Below are 18649 nucleotides of genomic sequence, written 5' to 3'. Positions count from 1 at the left end.
AATACCTAATATACTTTAATTCAAACTTTTTTTAAATTGAAAATAATAAATAAGTTCTATCCGCACGCACTTGCCATTTTTGGTTTTGTATTGGTTTCTTTAATCTATTTTTATCCTGTATTGCAAGGAAAGCAAATTTCACAATCAGATATTGTGCAATATACTGGAATGGCTAAAGAACAAAATGACTTTAGAGCTACTGATAATGCGGAACCTTATTGGACAAACTCTGCGTTTGGCGGTATGCCAACCTACCAATTGGGGGCTAAATATCCTCATGATTACATAGGTGCTATTGATGATGCATTGCGTTTTTTGCCGCGTCCTGCCGATTATTTATTTTTATATTTTTTAGGTTTTTATGGACTAATGTTAGTCCTTAAAGTAGATCCTTTGAAAGCTTTTTTTGGAGCCTTAGCGTTCGGATTATCCACTTATATGATTATTATTCTCGGAGTAGGGCATAATGCAAAGGCACATGCTATTGCTTACATGCCTCTTGTTATTGCGGGTTTTATTTTAGTTTTTCAAAAAAAGTATATTCTCGGAGGTCTGCTTACCCTTTTTGCGACAGCATTAGAAATTAGTGCGAATCACTTTCAAATGACGTATTACCTTCTAATTTTCTTATTGATACTTTGCGCTTATTTCATCTATCAACAAATAAAAGATAAAGAGTACAAAGCGATGCTTTATTCTTTGGGGACATTGGCAGTTGCTGGAATTTTTGCCATTGGCGCCAATGCTACAAATTTATTAGCAACAACAGAATATACCGATTTTAGTATTCGTGGTAAAAGCGAATTGACTTTTAATCCTAATGGCTCAAAGAACGAAACAACAAGTTCAATGAGTAGAGACTATATTACGGAGTATAGTTATGGGATTATGGAAAGTTTCAATTTGATTGCCCCACGATTATTTGGAGGTTCTAATAATGAAGCGGTAGGCAAGGACAGTCATATGTACGAATTTATGATTGGCCAAGGAGTTCCTGAAGCGCAAGCAACTGATTTTGTATCGGGAATGCCAACCTATTGGGGAGATCAGCCTATCGTAGCAGCTCCCGCATATATTGGGGCTGTAGTTTTCTTTCTAGCGATTTTGGCTTTTTTTATAGATCAACGTAAAATAAAATATGTATTCCTTTCAGGAGCTATTATAGCATTAATTCTTTCTTGGGGGAAAAACTTCCCTGTTGTGACTAACTTTTTTATAGATTACATTCCTTTATATGATAAGTTTAGGGCTGTTTCTTCTATACAAGTTGTTTTAGAGTTGTGTTTTCCAGTATTGGCTATCATGGGTTTACAATCCTACTTTCAATTGGATAAAAAACTACAATGGAAAGCTCTATATGAAACTGCAATTCTTGGTTTAGGAATTATAATAATTCTATTCCTGAGTAAAAGTATGTTTAGTTTTTCTGGAGGCAGTGATGCTGCTTACAGAGAAAGTTACGGACCTGATTTTGTAGCGGCACTTAAGTTAGATCGTATGAGTTTATACAGTGCCGATTTATTGCGTTCAGGATTCTTCATGCTATTGACAGGAGGAATTTTGTGGTTTGCAATGAAAGACAAACTGGCTCAAAAAACCGCTATTATAATTATTGGTTTAATTATGGTTTCTGATTTGTTTTTTGTGGACAAAAAATACGTCTCTGCAAAAGATTTTGTAAGAGGTAGTGAAGTAACAATGCCATTTACTGAAACACCAGCAGATGCACAGATTTTGAAAGATACTTCTAATTACAGAGTTTTTGAAGTAGCTGATTTGTTAGGCGCAAGAGCTTCCTATTTTCATAAATCTATCGGTGGTTATAGTGCTGTTAGACCTCGAAGAATGCAACAATTAGTAGATTATCAAATCGCTAAAAACAATATCGAAATTCTAAGCATGCTTAACGTTAAGTATGTTATCCAAAGAGATAAAGAAGGAAATGAATTTCCAACAGTAAATCCAGATGCAAATGGGAATGCTTGGTTTGTGAGTCAAGTAAAAATCGTTTCTTCTCCAGATCAAGAGATGAAAGCGTTGGACAGTTTAGATTCTAAGAATGTGGCTGTTATCAATAATAAAGATTTTAAAATTAGTGGTAAGGCTTTCGCCACAGATAGCCTAGCAAGAATTACTTTGAATTCTTACAAGCCCAACCATTTAATATATAAGTCAGATAATTCGAACGAAGGTTTAGCTGTTTTTTCTGAAATGTATTATAAAAAAGGATGGAATGCGTATATCGATGGAAAGAAAACAGAGCATATTCGAGTAGATTACGTTCTAAGAGGATTGCAAATTCCAGCAGGAAAACATACAATAGAATTCAAATTTGAACCTCAAGTCATACAAACAGGAAGTACAATTACTTTAGTTAGTGGTTTTGGAATATTATTGCTTTTAGTGGCAGGAGTTTATTTTGAAAGAAAGAAAATAGTTCAGATTTAGGATTTTTGATTAACGATTGTAGATTTAAGGTTTCTTAAATCTACAATCCAACTTCGTTAATCTTTAATCATTTATTATATTAATAGACCATGTACTTTTGGAAAATAAAAAAATCCTTATAATAACCTATTATTGGCCACCTGCGGGAGGACCTGGCGTACAACGTTGGTTGAAATTTGTGAAATATTTGCCAGATTTTGGAATTCAGCCTATTGTTTATATACCAGAAAATCCAACTTATCCTATTGTGGACGAAAATTTGGTAAAGGAAGTTTCAGATAAAGCAATTATTCTAAGAAATAAAATATTCGAACCCTATCAACTGGCTTCATTTCTTTCCAAAAATAAAACTAAAAAAATAAGCTCGGGCATTATTCCAAATCAAAAGAAACAGTCTTTTTTAGACAAAACCTTTCTTTGGATTCGAGGAAATCTTTTTATACCAGACGCCCGTGTGTTTTGGGTTAAACCTTCTGTTTCCTATTTAGAAAAATATATTGTACAAAATAATATTGATACCATTATTACTTCTGGGCCACCGCATAGTTTGCATCTTATTGGTTTAGAATTAAAACAGAAATTAGATCTAAAATGGTTTGCTGATTTCCGTGATCCATGGACTACTATTGGCTATCATAAATCGTTGCGTTTATCAAGTTTTGCTGCAAAAAAACACAAAGTTTTAGAACACCAAGTTCTAAATTCAGCCGACATGATTATTGTAACCAGCAAGACTACTAAAACCGAATTTGAGGCAATTACCGCAAGACCAATTACAGTGATTACAAATGGTTATGATGCCGAACAAGTGGAGAAACAGACTTTAGATTCTAAATTCAGTTTGGCTCATATTGGTTCATTTCTATCGGAACGAAATCCGTTGATTTTATGGGAGAGTTTAGTAGAATTAGTCCATGAAATACCTGATTTCAAATCGCATTTAGAAATTAAATTAATTGGTGCAGTTAGCCAAGAGGTTTTAGAAACGATAACTCATTTTGGTTTAAATTTTTATTTAAATAATTTAGGATACGTTTCACATAAAGAAGCCATAGCGCATCAAAGAAAATCGCAAGTTTTATTGTTGATAGAAATTGACTCTGAGGATACAAAAAGTATTATTCCAGGCAAATTATTCGAATATATGGTTTCTAACAGACCTATTGTTGCTATTGGACCTGAAGGTTCTGATTTTGCAGGAATTATAACCGATACGAATACCGGAGTGTTCTTGAAATATTCCGAAAAAATGAAGTTAAAAAGTGTAATTTTAGACTTTTATAATCAATTTTTAGAAGGGAAATTACAATCAAATGGAGTGGGACTTCAAAAGTATTCTAGAAAAAGTTTAACCAAAGAACTGGCTCATCTGATTCAGTCCCCTTTTTAATATCAAACCTAACACCCTTAACCTTTCATGGGAATCGTACTAAATCAATCTTTAAAGAATACAATAATTACTTATTTGGGTTTTGGGATTGGAGCCATAAATACGCTTTATTTATACCCGGTACTTTTGGGTGCTACTTTTTATGGTTTAACAAATTATATTACTTCTTGCGCTAATGTGATAATGCCTTTGTTTGCCATTGGTATGCAAAATACTCTAGTTAAATTTTATTCTCAGTATGAAACCGATGTTGAAAAATCTCGGTTTTTATCTTTTACTGTATTATTTCCATTAGTGGTTATAGTACCAATGGTTTTAACAGCACTTTATTTTTATGACGAAATATTGTTCTTTCTTTCAAAAAAGAATGAAATTGTCAAAAATTATGTTTGGTTGATTCCTTTTATTGGCTTATGTATGGCCTATTTCGAAATATTTTATGCTTGGGCAAGAGTTCACATGCACTCTGTTTTTGGTAATTTTATAAAAGAAGTAGGTTTAAGACTATTTTCTTTAGTTCTATTAATTGGCGTTTATTTCGATTGGATGAGCGTTGAAGGTTTTGTTTATGCAACTGCTGGATTGTATTTCTTGGCATTTGTAGTCACTATGTTATATGCTTTTCGAATTCAAAAACCAACTTTTCAATTGGCACTCCCCAAAAATACTAAAGATATATTGACATATACTTTTTATATTATTTTGTCAGGAAGTGTGGCTAATTTATTATTGGATGGAGACAAAATAATGCTCAACCAGTATATGATTATCGATAATATTGCTTTTTATTCAATCGCTACTTTTATCGCGTTAGTAATTTCAGTCCCGAGTCGAGCGATGCATCAAATTGTATATCCTATTACAGCCAAATTAATGCACGATAATAAGTTTAAAGAGCTAAATGGTCTGTATAAAAAAACCTCTATTAATCTGCAAGTAGTTGGCGGTTATGTTATGTTAGGCATATTTGTCAATATAAATCAATTGTACGAAATGGTTCCTAAGGAATATAGTGGTGGAATTTTAGTAGTATTTATGATCGGAATATCAAAATACTTTGATCTGATTCTAGGAAATAATAATGCTATTATTTTTAATACTAAATATTACAGAGCGGTATTATTTCTAGGAGTTCTTTTAGTGGCAGTGGCAATTGGCTTAAATATGTTATTTATTCCTATGTATGGTATTATGGGTTGTGCTTTTGCAACTTTATTATCTATAACTTTATACAGTTTAGCCAAGTTGCTCTTTGTGGTTAAACGACTGCATTTATTCCCTTTTACACTTCAAACTTTACATTCTCTTGGAATTACTTTTCTGTTGTTTTTATTGTTTTACTTCTGGGAATTTCCCTTTAATCCGATAATTTCAATAGGATTAAAATCAATTTTAGTAACTGTTTTGTATGTCTACATTAATTATAAATTTGTTGTTTCTAAAGAAATTAATAACGCTATTGACTCCGTTCTAAAAAAAATAAAATAGTTTTTAATCCCTTTTAAAACTCAAATATCACTAAAAGTGGGTATTGTAGGATTTTAAATTTGCCTTTAAATTTGTAAGAGCTAGAAATAGCTTTACTAAGAAAAAAAGACATAAAATATCTGCTAGAATATGAAAAGGACTAAAAGTAAAATTGATGAAGATTTAAGAAAATTTTCATCCATTCTAACAAACAAAATGAACAGTGGATTTGTAGTATTAGAAAGAAATGATAAATTACCGTATGCAATTTTAATGAAGAATAAGAAAAAAGTAGATCATATTTCTAATTTTTTTATGTTCTGTGCAACGCTCGGATTATGGTCTATTGCTTGGATTTACATTAGTCAAGTTTCCTCTAAAGCCAAGAAAATTCTGATCGCAATTGACGAAGATGGAAATCCTTTTGAAGAGAAGTGTTTTTAATATATATTTGCCGAATTATATATTTTTAACATTTACTTATGAAAAAAACTTTACTTACAATTATTGCAATTTTATTTAATTTTGCAATCGCTTTTTCGCAGACTACTTCAATAACTGCTGTTTCAAGTTCTTTAGTTTCAGTGAAGGATGATGTTGATGGACCTAAAAAAAATAATGTAAAAATTAGTTTAACTAGTCTTGCATTCAAAAATTTTCAATTACAGTACGAAAGAAGTTTAACTAAACGTATTGGAGTTGTAATTGGATATAGCTTTATAAATAAAGGTGCTGTACCATTCAAATCACAATTAAACGAGCTAGTTTCTAATAACAGTGAAGGCCAAGGAATGCTTAACAATACAGAGTTAGGATATTCAGCAATTACACCAGAAATTCGTTTTTATCTAGGACAAGGATACGGAAAAGGATTTTACATTGCTCCTTTTTACAGACACTTAAAATATGATATTTCAGGAATTAATTTTGAATATAATAGTGATCTTAGTACTCAAAAAGAAGATATTGATATGGGAGGTAAACTTACTGCAAATACTTTTGGATTGCAGTTTGGAGCTCAGTTTAATTTAGGAAAACACATTATTCTTGACTGGTGGATCGTAGGACCACATTACGGTACTTCAAAAGGTGATTTTGTTGGAAAAACAGATAGATTATTGACACCTTATGAGCAATCAGAACTTCAAAGAGAACTTGACGATATTGATCTTCCTTTAGGAGATATTAAAGCTAAAGCTAATGCAAACGGGGCTACAATTAACATCAGTGGACCATGGGGCGGAGTTCGAAGCGGTTTAAGCTTAGGATACAGATTCTAATTAATACATAACATAAAAAAAGCCGATAAATCATTTTGTATTTATCGGCTTTTTTTTATTTCTTTAATACTGCTTTCAAATAGGTTCCAGTAACAGACTTCTTATTCTTTGCAACTTCTTCAGGAGTTCCAACGGCTAATAATTGACCTCCATTTTCTCCTCCTTCCGGTCCTAGATCAATCAGCCAGTCGGCACATTTTATAAGATCAAGGTTATGTTCAATAACAATAATAGAATGTCCTTTCTCTATTAAAGCATCAAAAGAGGTTAGTAATTTCTTGATGTCATGAAAATGCAATCCAGTTGTAGGCTCATCAAAAACAAAAAGTGCTTTGTCTTTGGTGGCTCCTTTTACTAAGAAAGAGGCTAGTTTAATGCGCTGTGCTTCACCACCAGAAAGTGTTGAGGAAGATTGTCCTAATTGTACATATCCTAATCCAACATCTTGAAGCGGTTGTAATTTCTGAATGATTTTAGCTTGCTTGTTAGCGATAAAGAAAGCAATAGCATCATCAACAGTCATCGTAAGAATATCGTGTATATTTTTGCCTTCAAAATTAACTTCTAGTACTTCTTTTTTAAATCTTTTTCCGTTGCAGGTTTCACAAGGCAATTGTACATCGGCCATAAAGACCATTTCTACGTTTATAGAACCTTCTCCTTTGCAAGTTTCACAACGCCCACCATCTACATTAAAGGAAAAGTGTTTGGCCTGATATCCTCTTATTTTTGATAGTTTTTCTCTTGCATACAATTCTCTAATGTCATCATAGGCTTTGATATACGTAACCGGATTAGAGCGTGAACTGCGACCAATAGGATTTTGATCTACATATTCAATATGTTTAATTTGAGAAAAAGAACCAGTTATTTCAGTGAATTGACCCGCTTTTTCGCCTATATTATCCAATTTTTTCTGCATGGCTGGAAACAAAATTTTCTTAATCAAGGTACTTTTTCCACTTCCAGAAACTCCAGTAATTACTGTTAAAACATCTAAAGGGAAAGTAACATCTATATTTTGAAGATTATTTTCTCTCGCTCCTTTTATTTCAATATAGTTTTTAAATAATCTTCGTTTTTTAGGAACAGAAATTTCTAAGTCTCCATTTAAATATTTTGCGGTTAATGAAGTCGATTTTAGAATTTCTTCAAATGTGCCTTGAGCGACAAGATTACCTCCTAAAGTTCCTGCTTCTGGACCAATATCGATAATCATGTCGGCTGCTTTCATAATGTCTTCATCGTGTTCTACCACGATAACTGTATTTCCTAAATCTCTTAAAGAAAGCAATACTTTTATCAATCGCTCTGTGTCTTTTGGGTGTAAACCAATGCTAGGTTCGTCTAGAATATACATCGAACCCACCAAACTACTTCCTAATGAAGTGGCTAGATTAATACGTTGTGATTCTCCACCAGAAAGCGTTGCAGAATTTCTATTTAGTGTTAGATAATCCAATCCTACTTCGGTTAGAAACGATAATCTATTGTTTATTTCTAGCAATAAACGTTTGGCAATTTGTTTTTCATAAACATCTAAATCGATACTTTCAAAAAAGCGAACCAAATGCTTGATTGGTAAGTCTACCAAATCTGAAACTGTTTTTGAATTGATTTTTACATAGGATGCTTCCACTCTCAAGCGCTTTCCTTTACAAGAATAGCATTTGGTTTTACCGCGATAACGAGAGAGCATTACCCTATTTTGTATTTTGTAATTTTTTTCTTCTAATTCCTTAAAAAAGCCATTTAATCCTTGAAAATATTCATTTCCAGTCCAAATTAATTCTTTTTGATCTTCAGATAACTGAAAGAAAGGTTTGTGAATCGGAAAATCAAATTTATAAGCGTTATTTACCAATTCATCTCTAAACCAACTCATGCTTTCACCACGCCATGGAAAAATGGCATTTTCAAAAACCGATAAAGTAGTATTAGGAACTACTAATTCGGCATCAATTCCTATAATATTTCCGTAGCCTTCGCAAACCGGACAAGCTCCATAGGGATTATTAAAACTGAATAAATGAACATTTGGCTCCAAGAAAGTAATGCCATCCATTTCAAAATTATTAGAATAGGAGTATTTTTTATCAGCGTTTAATTCCTGTAAATAACAAATTCCTTTGCCTTCAAAAAAAGCAGTTTGTACGGCATCGGCAAGACGATTATAAAACTCTTCTTCTTCCTTAACTACAATTCTGTCAATAATTAAAAGTATTTCTTTTTTATGTAATGATTCGGGTAAATCATCTAAGCGAACCATTTCGTTATTTACTAAAATTCTTGCAAAACCTTGCTGCAAAAGAACTTTTAGCTTGTCTTCTAATTTTCTTCCTTCTTCTAAATGAATAGGAGCGAGGAGTAACCATTTGCTGTCTAATTCAAAAGTTTTTACGTCAGAAACAACATCTGTTACCGTATTTTTTTTGACTTCTCGACCAGAAACAGGGGAATACGTTCTTCCAATTCGAGCAAAAAGTAGTTTTATATAATCGTAGATTTCTGTAGAGGTTCCTACAGTAGAACGCGCATTGGTTGTATTTACCTTCTGTTCGATAGCAATAGCTGGAGCAATTCCTTTTATGTATTCTACCTTTGGTTTGTCTAATCTTCCCAAGAATTGTCGCGCGTAAGAAGATAAGCTTTCTACATATCGACGTTGTCCTTCGGCATAAAGCGTATCAAATGCCAAGCTTGATTTTCCTGAACCTGAAAGTCCAGTAATAACAACTAATTTATTTCTAGGAATCGCAACATCTACATTTTTTAAGTTATGTACTTGTGCTCCTTTTATAATGATATTTTTCTTTGGATCTAATTTAGAAAGGTCAACTTGCATAAAAATGATAATTTTTACAAAAGTAAACAATTTTAAACAGAGAAAGAGGAATGAACAAATCACAAATAATGATTAAAGTAGGGAGGAAATACTCTTTTTTTGGTGTGAGGTATTTGTATTTACCATTAAAAAAATAAATTCTAATTTTTTAAAAATAATAATTAAACAAAAACCATTAAAACCCACAACTTTCATTTTCTTATTCCGATAACTGCTTTTTACTTTTCTTGATACTAAAATATTTATAATGTAAACCAGAACTATGATAAAGGGTGAATTTAATTCTCTGATAATCAATAATTATTTTAGCCCTTTTTTTAATGTGCCTAATTTAGCTTAAGTTACAGTATCATTGAAAAATTAAAAAATCCTAGATCAGTCGAAAAGGAGTAAGAGCTAATGTAACAAATTATAATTTTAATATGTTAAATTTTTTTAACATTACTTGCTTCTTCAAATAATAATTAGTTAAATTTGCCCACACAATAACCCAAATAAACAAAGCCTATAATCAAAAACTACTTTTTAGAGCAATCTACCAATTTTAATTAAAAACTAAAAAGTATTATTATGGTTAATATACAACTTCCAGACGCGACATTAGTTAAGGAATATGTTGCAGGTAATGAGGATGCCTTAGCTACACTAATAAAAAGGCACCAGTCAAAAATCTACGGATTCATTTATTCTAAAATAGCAGATAAAGACATTACTAACGATGTTTTTCAAGATACTTTCATCAAAGTAATTAAAACCTTAAAATCAAATTCGTATAATGAGGAAGGTAAATTTTTACCTTGGGTAATGCGTATTTCTCATAATTTAGTAGTAGATCATTTTCGTAAAAACAAAAAAATGCCTTTGTATAGAGAAACTGAAGAATTTTCTATTTTCTCTATTATGTCTGATGATGCTATGAATATCGAAAACAAAATCATTGCTGATCAAGTAGAAATTGATCTCAAAAAACTAATAGAAGAACTTCCTATTGACCAGAAAGAGGTTTTAGTGATGCGTATGTATCAGGATATGAGTTTCAAAGAAATTTCAGAATCTACGGGAGTTAGCATCAATACTGCATTAGGAAGAATGCGTTATGCACTGATGAATTTGAGAAAAGTGATTGATAAACACCAAATTATTTTGACCAATTAACAATATATTTTAGTGACCTGCGTTGTTATATAAAAGCAAATAGGGATTACGATATGGCAAAAATTTACTCAAAAAAAGCATTAGTTTCAAAAGTAATGAAACCTAGTGAAGAAACAGTTTCTTTTTTATTAAGCTATTCTAAAGCATTAAGCATAGTAAAAATTGATAATAAAAGTTTCGAAATTATTTCTAATTAAATACTTAATTACGTATTAATTAGATAAAAAATCCCAATATTTTCAAGTTTAAATATTGGGATTTTTTTATTTATTTTTTTTATAATATTGGTCTAAAACTGTTTTTCTTCCAATGGTTTTAGTAATAATATCTTTCTCTAAATCCCAGCCACGCGCGGGCGAATATTCTCTTCCATACCAAATAATCTGCAAGTGTAAATCATTCCATATTTCTTCTGGAAAGATTCGTTTGGCATCTTTTTCTGTTTGAACCACATTTTTTCCATTAGTCAAATTCCATCGATACATCAATCGATGAATGTGTGTATCAACCGGAAAAGCAGGTACTCCAAAAGCTTGAGACATCACCACACTAGCCGTTTTATGACCAACAGCTGGCAATTCTTCTAAAAACTCAAAACTTTGAGGTACTTTCCCATCATGCTTGTCAATCAAAATGTGAGATAAACCATGAATTCCCTTAGATTTCATAGGTGATAAACCGCAAGGCCGAATGATTTCCTTAATTTCCTCTACAGACATTTTAATCATATCATACGGATTATCTGCCTTTTCAAATAGCAATGGAGTAATCTGATTGACGCGAACATCAGTACATTGTGCTGACAATAAAACCGCAATCAACAACGTATAAGGATCCTTATGATCAAGTGGCACCGGAATGGTTGGATATAATTCTTTTAACGTATTTATAACAAAAGTTACCCGTTCCTGTTTGTTCATTTTTGTATTTTTAGCACTGTAAAAATAGTGTAATTTTTACGATGTGCCTAATCCAGCTGTTCCTTACAAGTTCTCCTTCATAAAACTTTTTTTCTAAATTTATAAAGGAGCTTCCTGTCGGTCGCTCTTTATAAACAAGAAAAAATAGTTTTTTTCAATCCGGGCTTTTCAGTGCCATCTGGGGCAAGTACACAATACAGAAAGAATTTATAAATAATTTAAAATAAAAATATATGACAACATTAAAAAAAGGAGATAAAGCCCCTAATTTCTCCGGATTAGATCAAGATGGTCAATTGCATAAATTATCGGATTATGCGGGAAAAAAATTAGTAGTTTTCTTTTATCCTAAAGCAAGCACACCAGGATGTACAGCCGAAGCATGTGATTTAAGAGATAATTTCGAACGTTTTCAAGCAAACAATTATGAATTACTGGGTGTTAGTGCCGATTCTTCAAAAGCGCAATTAAAATTTAAAGAGAAGTATGAATTTCCTTTCCCTCTTTTAGCAGACGAAGATAAGTCTGTGATTGAAGCATTTGGTGTTTGGGGTCCTAAAAAATTTATGGGCAAAGAATATGATGGTATTCACAGAACCACTTTTGTTATTGATGAAAATGGAATTATTGATTCTGTCATAGAAAAAGTTAAGACAAAAGAACATGCAGCACAAATTTTAGATTAATTAACTGAAATTAGCAAAACCTCGTTTAAAAAAAACAAGCGAGGTTTGTATTAATTGAATACTTTTTAAGATTTAAAACGTATTTTAATTACAATTAAAAACTTAAAAATAGTACTTTCATTAAACTCTAAAACCACTATTAATACAAAAGGTCAAATTCCTTTATCATACAACTTGATTTATTTTTGGTCAATATACGGATCATTGAATAAAGTATTAGGTTTCATCAATACGAGGTTATTTTGAAAATCAAGTAAAATCGTGAACTGTTTTAAAATTTCATTTCCTAAAACGTGTACATTTTTGTCCCAGACTGGTTTTTGTGCAGTTGTGATCTGAACAGGAATATCTTTGAGTTCGTATTTTCCTATTTTAAAACGATTCAGGTTTGAAGTAGTTACCACTATTTCGTTTCCTTGTGCGCCTTTCATCACTATTTTTTTTATAAATCTCATTTTTGTAATAGGAAAGTGAGCTGCTTGCAAGAGATTATGGTCTAACATAAGCGTTCTTTCAAATCCAGTATCGAATAGAAAAAGGTCTTTTACCATTTTTTTACTCTGCTTTATTTCACTTGACACAAAAAATAAAGTTTTGTAAAACTCCATTTTTAGTGAAGTGAAGTTAGAATCCAACAATGCATAAGATGGCATCAAAGAGTGTATAATCAAATACTTTTTATCGTAATTAATTTCAACAACTTTTCCTTTAAAAAAATCCCAGCCAAATCTTCCTTCAGTTCCATGTCCTGCTAATTCGGCATCATAAACTTTAGTTTTGTAAGTAGTATTTCCTATTTGTAAATCGTACAATGTGTTATAAAGTTCTGGTTTTGTCTTCACTTTATTATTCAGAACATCATTTGTTAAAACGAGTTCTGTTGTTCCAGTATCAAAATTTAAATTTAAAGTGTCTTTGTGGTTAAAAATAGCTTTTATAAAAATGGTGTTATACTCATTAAGACCCATTGCAATAGTATCACTAGTGTGTAAATTTTGTCCAAAAATGCTGTTACATAACAGTAGTGGAATAACAAACAATATAGTTTTCATCTTTTTATTTATTTGTCTTATTTTTTTATGAGCTGTAAGTAATTATACTGCTATTTTGCCATCAAAAAGATCTAGTGGTTTGTCTAATTTTAGACATTTATTCTGTTATTTATCAATCTTCTAAAAGTGTTGTTTTTAAATTTTAAGTTTTTTTATTGGTATTTTTTTCTAAAATTGTTATAGCACCACTTTCATCATTTAATAGATAATATTGAATCCAAATTTCTTTGTCTTTGGTTTTAATTATATATGTCTTGATTGCATCTAATAAGTTATAATCGATAGAAAACCCATAATGTTTGTCTATTAATTCTGTGTTGCCAATTCTTTCAATTTCTGATTTTGGAACCGTTACGTTATTAACATTAACACCACCTAAATCTAAAATTGCTTCTTCAAAGTTTTTTCCAACTAGTAAACTATTAAATCTTTTTCCATCACTTCTATCTTTCTCTATAGTCGATTTAAAAGTTTTTCCATCAACAGGAATTAATTTGCCCGCAACTGCAAAATATTCTCTATCAAAATCTCGTATGTCTTTTTTATTAATATTTTTGTCGTAACCATAAGTATAATTTTCTGGTGGATTTATATAGGGAAAAACACCAAGTTCAGCAGTAGATTCAGCAATGTCATCAATTTTAAAATCAACATTTGTTTTAATTTTAGCATCTGATTTATTTTCTATTTTGGGTAAGCTATCAATTACCTTTCCCTCAGATTGCTCTTTTTTGGCAGAATTGTTACAGGAAAAAATAAGAAATGAAACAATGAATATTCCAATATTTTTTTTCATTTTATTACTTTTTAAAAAATGATTAATAGATTAAAAATCAGAGATTTTCATTCAAATATAATCTAAAGGAATTTATTATTGTAAGAAAAATTTAGTATTAAGATAAAAAATGATTAAAATAGTTATTACTATTTTTTTTGAGGTTGATAGTATTTAATTTTAATAGTTAAAAGAAAATTTTGGCAAACACCAATAAATCATTTCTTTATCTTGTTTTATTATTTTAAAATTTAATTTTTTTAGTAAATGAATAGACGCCTCATTTTCCATTAAACATCTAGCAGTAATTTCTTTTACAATTGGATTTAAAAAAGCCCAAGCAATAAGTTCATTTGTTGCTTCAAGAGCGTATCCTTTTTTTTGTTCTTCCTCAATAATACCATAGCCAAGGTCTATATTATTATCGTGAGGATTAAAGCCTTTAAATCCTAGATCTCCAATTATTTCATAATTTTCTTTTTTGATAATCATCCAAGATTCAAATCCCGTAGGTTTTTCTACTCTAGATAAATTGTCAATGATTTTTGGTAAAGTTTCAAGAACTTCTGCATCCGGCCAACCAAAGGCTCTATTTAATTTTAGTGAGTCTAAATTTCTAAAATCTGATTTCAAAATGGTTTCACATATTTCTATCGTAAAAGGAATTAGAATTAATCTTTTTGTTAAAAGTTTTAGCATTTTTTTTTGAATGATTTATAATATGATATTGACATTGTTGAGTTTAATCAGAGACTTTTCCCTTATTAAATAATAACTTTATTAATTGCTTTAATTATGTTAAATTTTATTTTTCATAAAAAAGTCGTTCTAATATGCTATTTTTTTAAGATTGTTATAATTGCTTCTGATATTTCAAAAATTTTGCCTTTATAATTATTGTCAAGCAAAACTATTGTGAATTTTTCATCAATATCTGAAATTAATAATGCTTCATAATTTCCAACTCTTCCGTGATGGGAATGTAAAATTAAATTTTGATTTTTGTATATTGCATTACCTAAAGCTGATTGTGTTTCTTCTGAATTAAAACTTTGACCAATTTCATAAAGAGATTTTTTATTTATTATTTTACCAGAGTGTAGTAAATTTGCCCATTTTAATAAATCAATTGTAGTTATATAAATTCCACCTGTAATTGGTAAATCTTTTTTATCTCTTATTAGATTACTATTAAATCCCTTGGCAATATTATGCTCATTTTCAAAAGGGGTCATTAATGAGGAATTCATTTTGCAAGGTTTAAATATGAATTTTTCTACATATTCTTTATAAGAGATTCCACTTACTCTTTCCACAATAAAGTGCCGTAAAAAGATATTATTGTTATTGTAATCGTAATTTGTTCCGGGTATAAAGTCAAGACTGTCGATTATTTTTAAATCTTCAAAAAGATCTTTGTCGTTTTTTATTTTTTTCCAATTTACGTCTGGTATGCCACTTGTATATTTTAGTAAGTCCTTAATGGCAACCTCATTTGACCATTTTGGTAATTCTGGAATAAATTTTGAAACCTTATCGTCCAAATTCAATTTTGCTTGTTCCTGCAACTTTAATAGAGCAACAGCACTAAATTCTTTTGTTATCGAACCAATATTAAATCTATAATCAGTGGTTAATTTTGTTGTTTTAGTTTCATCACAATACCCGAATGAATTATTATATATTAATTTGTTATTTTTTGAAATAAGTACATTTCCATTAAAAGTTCCGTTTTGATAATATTTATTCATTATCGAATCAATTTGATTTACTTTGTTATTTTGTGCCGATAAATTATTTATTAACATCACAATGAGAATTACAATTAAAAAGGAACCTTTATTGTTTTTCATAGTTTTATAAATATTTTTTATTTGAATTTTGAGGATTTGATATAAATACATTCTAAAAACTTGCATACATCTTTGATCTACAAGAGGTTTGTGAATAAAGATGCGAGATTTTTCCGTTAAACACAAATTTTCCAACTACAAAACCATCTTTAAATTCAGCCAAATGCCCAAATCTCTTAAAACTGCTGTTAGCAGAGGTTTTTTATTCTATTCTAATTTTATTTTCGATGCAGTCAATGTACAAACAATTATTTAAAAATATTTTGTTGCCCAACATTCCTGTCATTCCCGAAAATTTCATAATCGAATATTGAGTTTGTGAAAATCCTTCTACATAGGTAACATTGGTTAATTTTATTTTTTTGTCGCAAAATTGAATATTTTGGTTGCAATTTGCGGTGTAAGTTGTCAAGACTTTATCCCAAGATTTTGATTTTTCGATGTTGATTTTTGAATTTGGAAGTTTCAGCTTTTCCCAAATTTCTTTGTTTGTTAGCAATTCGTAAGCACTTGTTCCCGAGTCAAACAAAAATTTTTCTTCAGTTCCATTTAACAAACCACGAAATATAATTTTTCTTTTTTTGAATTTAAAATTAAACAATTTTCCTTGAAATTGAGTTGGTTCATTTGATAGATTTAATGCAATGTAATTTTCCTTGAAATTTATTACGGTTTTGCGATTTTCTAAAATATCTGCTCCAATTGTTCCAATAATTTTTAAAGTGTCATTTTTATCATCATTATTACCAATATTCAAAATTTGGAACTTGTCCGATATTATTTTGGATTTTCCAATGTAAAATATTGTTTTTGCTCGTTCCTGATTTACATTAATTTGCGTTAGCTTATCAATTGCTTTTGAATAAAAAACAGTTGATGGTGAACCTGTGTCAAATTGCAAATAATAAGTTGCTGTGTCATTTGGGAAATGAATTGGAAGTAACAGCACATTTTTATAATTACCCAGCCAAGTAAAAGGGATATTTCCACTTTCGTTTTCTACAGTTAGGTAATTTTTTTCGGGTGTGAATTTTTGGTCAAAATAAATATAGGCACCGAGCAAACCTAAAACCAAAACAACCAAAAAAACGAGCACGATTTTCTTTAAAATTTTCATAAGATTACTTTTCTACAAAAGTCTATTTATAAAACCATATTTTTTGAAAAAACGATATGCCAATTTTATGTCAATTACACGACAAAATTTATAAATAATTGATTTTCAAAATCTTATTTAAATCTTCTTTTTTATTTAAACTAATGCCATTTATGATGATGATCATTAATTTTAAAGAAATAATTGTAAGTAATGGGATTAAAAAGAGTGGAAAACTAAGCGATAATTCCTTTTGAATAAATGGACTTATGATAAGCGAAAACGAAAGCAAAACGGTTAATATAATTTGCACACTTACGATGTTTTTGCCAAGCTCTTTATTTTTTTGGTCGCTGGTTTTGTTTGTTAATATTAATGGAAATATAACACCACCAAATGGTAGTACAAGTCCCATTAAAGAGGAAAGATTAATTAATTTTGCTCTGTCTATTTTTGTGATTTCTTTGGCAGAAATTAATTTTTCAGGCTCGATTTCAAAAGTTTTTACAAGTGTTTTTAATGTAAATCCTTTTGGAATATTTCCAGCTTCAATTCGCTGGATTGTTCGCAAGGAAAGCCCACTTTTTTCAGCAAGTTCAGTTTGCGTTAAGTTTTTTTCTTTTCTTAATTGTTGAACAATTGTCTTCATTTGTCGATTTGTTGCGATTTTGTAAACTTTCTGCTAACGTCTTGGCGCTACAAGTTATATGGGATTAAAGATGCGAGATTTTTCCATTATGCACAAGTTTTCCAAGTACAAAACCATCTTAAAATTTAGTCTAATTCCCAAATATCTTGTAAGGGCTGTTGGACGATGCATTTATTAGTCTTCTAATCTTGTATAATATAATTCAGAATTTCCACAAACCATTTCAGTTCTTCCGTTTTCAGTTTTTTGTCCTGAATAAAATTGTATTAATTCAGAATTATTTTTATTTATGCTAAAACTCCAAATTTCATTGTCTGAAAATAATAACTCATTTGAGTAATTATCTTCATTTACTGATGTGAAAAAAATTAAATCTTCAGATTTTACTAGTTTTAATTCCTTTGTAGATTTGTTTTGATTGAAAAAGATAAGTTTGTTTTTTTCAATAATTAATATTTGATTATTTAATGAATCTTTATAGTTTTCGAACCCCCAATTTGAACCAGTTCTATTTAGATTCCATTTACCAATAATACTTTCTATATACTTTTTTCTTGGTACCGATTTTAAAGAATCTGTTTTTATTTTTGCAATTTTCCCTAAATCATTATTTGGATTTAGTTCATAAACATATATGTAAAATCCTATTGCACTCGCATTATCTGATTTATTAAGAGATTCTTGTGCTTCTTTTAGATATACTTTCTGATTTTTTAGAGATTTTGATTTTTGAGACCAAATTAGGCAAAAGCTAAATAAGAATATTGTTAAAATATATTTTTTCATTTTTAATATTTCTCTGTGGCGGATTCAAGGGTCTAGCGCAACAATGTTATTTTTTTTTAATTAATCAAATTTAGTATTTTTCTTAGATTATGTGCTTAATTTTAGAATAACTTTTTTGGCTTTTTAAGAAGCCAAAAGTTATTTCCAAACTTAAGCCTTTGTGTGATTCATTTTGTTGATTTCTTCGCTTCTCATTTGATTAGGTGTTTTGAAACCCAAAACCTTTCTTGGTCTGTTATTTAGATTG

Annotated in this window: 17 protein-coding genes; 8 read left to right on the top strand and 9 right to left on the bottom strand. The window is 30.0% G+C overall.

All coding sequences use genetic code 11. The features are described 5' to 3' along the window. Window positions 1-36: 36 nt before the first annotated feature. From MW871_RS13910 to MW871_RS13890, 5 genes are all read left to right on the top strand, one after another. Window positions 37-2448 carry a YfhO family protein gene (locus MW871_RS13910; protein WP_248429071.1) on the top strand — a complete coding sequence of 804 codons (2412 nt, stop codon included), beginning with the start codon at window positions 37-39 and terminating at the stop codon, window positions 2446-2448. A gap of 97 nt (window positions 2449-2545) precedes the next feature. Further along, window positions 2546-3838 carry a glycosyltransferase family 4 protein gene (locus tag MW871_RS13905; RefSeq protein WP_248429070.1) on the top strand — a complete coding sequence of 431 codons (1293 nt, stop codon included), beginning with the start codon at window positions 2546-2548 and terminating at the stop codon, window positions 3836-3838. A gap of 27 nt (window positions 3839-3865) precedes the next feature. Continuing rightward, a complete protein-coding gene (locus MW871_RS13900) occupies window positions 3866-5326 on the top strand; it encodes a lipopolysaccharide biosynthesis protein (protein ID WP_248429069.1) in 1461 nt (486 codons plus the stop codon). Between the two features lie 129 nt (window positions 5327-5455). Next, the gene (locus MW871_RS13895; protein ID WP_210646869.1) at window positions 5456-5749 is read left to right on the top strand and encodes a hypothetical protein; all 294 of its coding nucleotides are present in this window, start codon (window positions 5456-5458) and stop codon (window positions 5747-5749) included. A gap of 38 nt (window positions 5750-5787) precedes the next feature. Further along, window positions 5788-6585 carry a DUF3575 domain-containing protein gene (locus MW871_RS13890; RefSeq protein ID WP_248429068.1) on the top strand — a complete coding sequence of 266 codons (798 nt, stop codon included), beginning with the start codon at window positions 5788-5790 and terminating at the stop codon, window positions 6583-6585. Window positions 6586-6640: 55 nt separating this feature from the next. On the opposite strand, the gene uvrA is transcribed toward MW871_RS13890, so the two are convergent. After that, on the bottom strand, window positions 6641-9430 hold the full coding sequence (uvrA, locus tag MW871_RS13885) for an excinuclease ABC subunit UvrA (protein WP_248429067.1): 2790 nt from the start codon (window positions 9428-9430) through the stop codon (window positions 6641-6643). A gap of 570 nt (window positions 9431-10000) precedes the next feature. Between uvrA and MW871_RS13880 the strand changes: the two genes are divergently transcribed. Together MW871_RS13880 and MW871_RS13875 are read left to right on the top strand one after the other, a co-directional pair. Next, a complete protein-coding gene (locus MW871_RS13880) occupies window positions 10001-10585 on the top strand; it encodes an RNA polymerase sigma factor (protein WP_188051613.1) in 585 nt (194 codons plus the stop codon). A gap of 53 nt (window positions 10586-10638) precedes the next feature. Then, window positions 10639-10782 (top strand): hypothetical protein, encoded by a 144-nt coding sequence (locus tag MW871_RS13875; RefSeq protein WP_188051614.1) that lies wholly within the window; start codon window positions 10639-10641, stop codon window positions 10780-10782. A 66-nt stretch (window positions 10783-10848) separates the two neighbouring features. Here MW871_RS13875 and MW871_RS13870 read toward each other — a convergent pair whose 3' ends face one another. Then, a complete protein-coding gene (locus MW871_RS13870; RefSeq protein ID WP_210646872.1) occupies window positions 10849-11505 on the bottom strand; it encodes an endonuclease III domain-containing protein in 657 nt (218 codons plus the stop codon). A 233-nt stretch (window positions 11506-11738) separates the two neighbouring features. Here MW871_RS13870 and bcp point away from each other — a divergent pair, with 233 nt between their 5' ends. Continuing rightward, window positions 11739-12191 carry a thioredoxin-dependent thiol peroxidase gene (gene bcp, locus MW871_RS13865; RefSeq protein WP_188051616.1) on the top strand — a complete coding sequence of 151 codons (453 nt, stop codon included), beginning with the start codon at window positions 11739-11741 and terminating at the stop codon, window positions 12189-12191. 179 nt (window positions 12192-12370) lie between these two features. Here the strand turns inward: bcp and MW871_RS13860 are convergent, their stop codons facing one another. The 7 genes from MW871_RS13860 to MW871_RS13830 form a co-directional block, all read right to left on the bottom strand. Next, window positions 12371-13243: a pepsin/retropepsin-like aspartic protease family protein gene (locus MW871_RS13860; protein ID WP_248429066.1), complete on the bottom strand. Its 873-nt coding sequence runs from the start codon at window positions 13241-13243 to the stop codon at window positions 12371-12373. Window positions 13244-13385: 142 nt separating this feature from the next. Continuing rightward, entirely contained in the window at window positions 13386-14039 is a 654-nt protein-coding gene (locus MW871_RS13855) for a hypothetical protein (RefSeq protein ID WP_210646875.1), read from the bottom strand. A gap of 159 nt (window positions 14040-14198) precedes the next feature. After that, complete coding sequence (locus tag MW871_RS13850) at window positions 14199-14717, bottom strand: GNAT family N-acetyltransferase (RefSeq protein WP_282454610.1); 519 nt, start codon at window positions 14715-14717, stop codon at window positions 14199-14201. Window positions 14718-14854: 137 nt separating this feature from the next. Beyond that, window positions 14855-15871: a serine hydrolase domain-containing protein gene (locus MW871_RS13845; RefSeq protein ID WP_248429064.1), complete on the bottom strand. Its 1017-nt coding sequence runs from the start codon at window positions 15869-15871 to the stop codon at window positions 14855-14857. Window positions 15872-16073: 202 nt separating this feature from the next. After that, on the bottom strand, window positions 16074-16988 hold the full coding sequence (locus tag MW871_RS13840) for a hypothetical protein (protein ID WP_248429063.1): 915 nt from the start codon (window positions 16986-16988) through the stop codon (window positions 16074-16076). A gap of 88 nt (window positions 16989-17076) precedes the next feature. Next, window positions 17077-17616 (bottom strand): helix-turn-helix domain-containing protein, encoded by a 540-nt coding sequence (locus tag MW871_RS13835; protein ID WP_248429062.1) that lies wholly within the window; start codon window positions 17614-17616, stop codon window positions 17077-17079. Window positions 17617-17790: 174 nt separating this feature from the next. Continuing rightward, window positions 17791-18402 (bottom strand): hypothetical protein, encoded by a 612-nt coding sequence (locus tag MW871_RS13830; RefSeq protein WP_248429061.1) that lies wholly within the window; start codon window positions 18400-18402, stop codon window positions 17791-17793. Between the last annotated feature and the right edge of the window lie 247 nt (window positions 18403-18649).

The organism is Flavobacterium pygoscelis (assembly GCF_023162025.1).
GTDB lineage: Bacteria > Bacteroidota > Bacteroidia > Flavobacteriales > Flavobacteriaceae > Flavobacterium > Flavobacterium pygoscelis.
The sequence above is the reverse complement of the archived record's forward strand: the minus strand, read 5'-3'. Positions and strand labels throughout refer to the sequence as shown.

Excerpts from the sequence above, each read along its gene's own strand:
- MW871_RS13900 (WP_248429069.1), top strand. The coding sequence starts at position 3,866 with ATGGGAATCGTACTAAATCAATCTTTAAAGAATACAATAATTACTTAT.
- MW871_RS13895 (WP_210646869.1), top strand. The coding sequence starts at position 5,456 with ATGAAAAGGACTAAAAGTAAAATTGATGAAGATTTAAGAAAATTTTCA.
- MW871_RS13890 (WP_248429068.1), top strand. The coding sequence starts at position 5,788 with ATGAAAAAAACTTTACTTACAATTATTGCAATTTTATTTAATTTTGCA.
- uvrA (WP_248429067.1), bottom strand. The coding sequence starts at position 9,430 with ATGCAAGTTGACCTTTCTAAATTAGATCCAAAGAAAAATATCATTATA.
- MW871_RS13880 (WP_188051613.1), top strand. The coding sequence starts at position 10,001 with ATGGTTAATATACAACTTCCAGACGCGACATTAGTTAAGGAATATGTT.
- MW871_RS13875 (WP_188051614.1), top strand. The coding sequence starts at position 10,639 with ATGGCAAAAATTTACTCAAAAAAAGCATTAGTTTCAAAAGTAATGAAA.
- MW871_RS13870 (WP_210646872.1), bottom strand. The coding sequence starts at position 11,505 with ATGAACAAACAGGAACGGGTAACTTTTGTTATAAATACGTTAAAAGAA.
- bcp (WP_188051616.1), top strand. The coding sequence starts at position 11,739 with ATGACAACATTAAAAAAAGGAGATAAAGCCCCTAATTTCTCCGGATTA.
- MW871_RS13860 (WP_248429066.1), bottom strand. The coding sequence starts at position 13,243 with ATGAAAACTATATTGTTTGTTATTCCACTACTGTTATGTAACAGCATT.
- MW871_RS13855 (WP_210646875.1), bottom strand. The coding sequence starts at position 14,039 with ATGAAAAAAAATATTGGAATATTCATTGTTTCATTTCTTATTTTTTCC.
- MW871_RS13850 (WP_282454610.1), bottom strand. The coding sequence starts at position 14,717 with ATGCTAAAACTTTTAACAAAAAGATTAATTCTAATTCCTTTTACGATA.
- MW871_RS13845 (WP_248429064.1), bottom strand. The coding sequence starts at position 15,871 with ATGAAAAACAATAAAGGTTCCTTTTTAATTGTAATTCTCATTGTGATG.
- MW871_RS13840 (WP_248429063.1), bottom strand. The coding sequence starts at position 16,988 with ATGAAAATTTTAAAGAAAATCGTGCTCGTTTTTTTGGTTGTTTTGGTT.
- MW871_RS13835 (WP_248429062.1), bottom strand. The coding sequence starts at position 17,616 with ATGAAGACAATTGTTCAACAATTAAGAAAAGAAAAAAACTTAACGCAA.
- MW871_RS13830 (WP_248429061.1), bottom strand. The coding sequence starts at position 18,402 with ATGAAAAAATATATTTTAACAATATTCTTATTTAGCTTTTGCCTAATT.